The sequence below is a fragment of the Endozoicomonas sp. ALC013 genome (assembly GCF_049310205.1).
In the GTDB taxonomy this organism is placed as follows: domain Bacteria; phylum Pseudomonadota; class Gammaproteobacteria; order Pseudomonadales; family Endozoicomonadaceae; genus Endozoicomonas.
In genome coordinates this window covers 1-1,680 of the sequence record NZ_JBLYNS010000357.1, presented here as the reverse complement: position 1 = coordinate 1,680, position 1,680 = coordinate 1, and the positions used below count along the sequence as shown (strand labels likewise).

Here is a 1,680-nt window from a genome sequence, read left to right as displayed (position 1 = left end):
AGCAATATCGGGCAGTGAGTTCACGGAGCCTTCGGGGGATCTGTTCACGGGATTGTCCCCTGTGCTCCCGGCCAATATGGGGCTATAGCCAGCCGCAGGTGATGCCCGGTTGCGATAGTAGCGGAAGATGCACAAGCCAACCACCAGCACCAAGAGTACACCGCCCAGGGCTATAGCGGCTAAAGCGGCTTGATTCAGGTTCACATCCCTTGAGCTGCTTTTACCCGAAGTGGTGGGGGGTGTTGTCGGGATTGTTGTTGGGATTGTGGTCGGCATTGCGGTCGGGAAGAACCCACACCGTTGAATTTGATTGTTTGCCAGTGCCGTAAAGTTATAAACATCGGGCCGATAATTCGGCGGCAGCAGACCAGGGTCAATACCTGCAACTGAATTATCCAGCCAGGGATGACAACCAAGGTTGGTATTGTTTTGCCAGTCTCCATTGACACGGACATTACAAATACCCGCTTCAGGACCACCCATGACACCAGCATCTCCATACTGACTGTCAACTTCGCAATTGATCGCTGTGGTGCAGGCAATATTGTCATAATAGGGAAATCCCCCCGCTCCGATGGCAGCATCTGCGCTCTTGCCGGAGCTTGTCACTGTACAGTTCAATGCGGTGGTGCCAACTATCTTCTCAGATTCAAATCCGCCACCAATCATGCCTGCCCCGATACCGGCGCTCCCGCCCGGGCCGGAGGTTGTCACAGTGCAGTTTGCGGCTGTGGTGTTAGCAACATTTGCCAAAGGAAATCTGCCTCCCCCTGCGCCGATGCCTGCATTGCCACGCAAACCGGAAGCGGCCACGGTACAGTTCACCGCGGTGGTGTTGGCAACCATGTCAAAAAAAACAGCGTTGCCCAGGCCAATACCTGCGTCGCCATAATCACCGGTGTTTTCGACTGAACAGTCCACCGCCGTGGTGTGAGCAATCGTGCCATGATTCAAAGCCGTACCCACGCCAATGCCTGCACTTCCATATCGAGCGGAGTTTTCAACTTTGCAGTTCACGGCCGTGGTGTTGGCAACGGTGCCATGACCATCACGACGCCCCACTGCTTTAAAACCTGCAATAAACCTCCCGGCACCAATGCCTGCGGCCCCTGAATATTCATAGTTGGCGGATGTGCAATTCACCGCAGTGGTGCCGACAACCGTGCCATTATAAAGAAACCCGGCACCAATCCCTGCTGATCCAGCGCATTCCCCACCAGCGGAGGCTGCCACTGTGCAGTTCACTGCGGTGGTGTTGAGCACCGTTCCCAGGACATTCCCCCCGGCAATCCCCGCACTGTCGCCAAGGGCTTCTACATGGGCATTTTTAACGCGGATATTACGGACCATGGCCTCGTCTTCAATGGTACAGGCCGCGACCGCGACCGGGCCATTGTCTCTTATAAAGACACCGTTAAAGCTCAGGCCATCGATCAGGCCTTCAGCTCCCAGGGTTTGCACCAGACAATGGCTGAGATTACCAATGGTGCCGTTTTCACCACGGAGGCTGCCGGTAAACGGATGAGTATCATTACCAATGGGCTGGTCCAACTGGCTACCATCAATATCCCCGGTTTGTCGGTAGGTACCATTGAGTGGATAGTCAGGGTCATGGCCGATCTTGCCCAGGGTTGCAGCATCCGGCACCGCTATCCACCGGTCACTGTTATCGTCAGCTGT

General features: G+C 55.2%; 1 protein-coding gene. It reads right to left on the bottom strand.

Going from position 1 to position 1,680, the window contains the following annotated elements; translation table 11 throughout:
- Positions 1-1,680: hypothetical protein (locus ACO6V1_RS23815; protein WP_422469056.1), on the bottom strand; the 1,680-nt coding region annotated here is incomplete at both ends.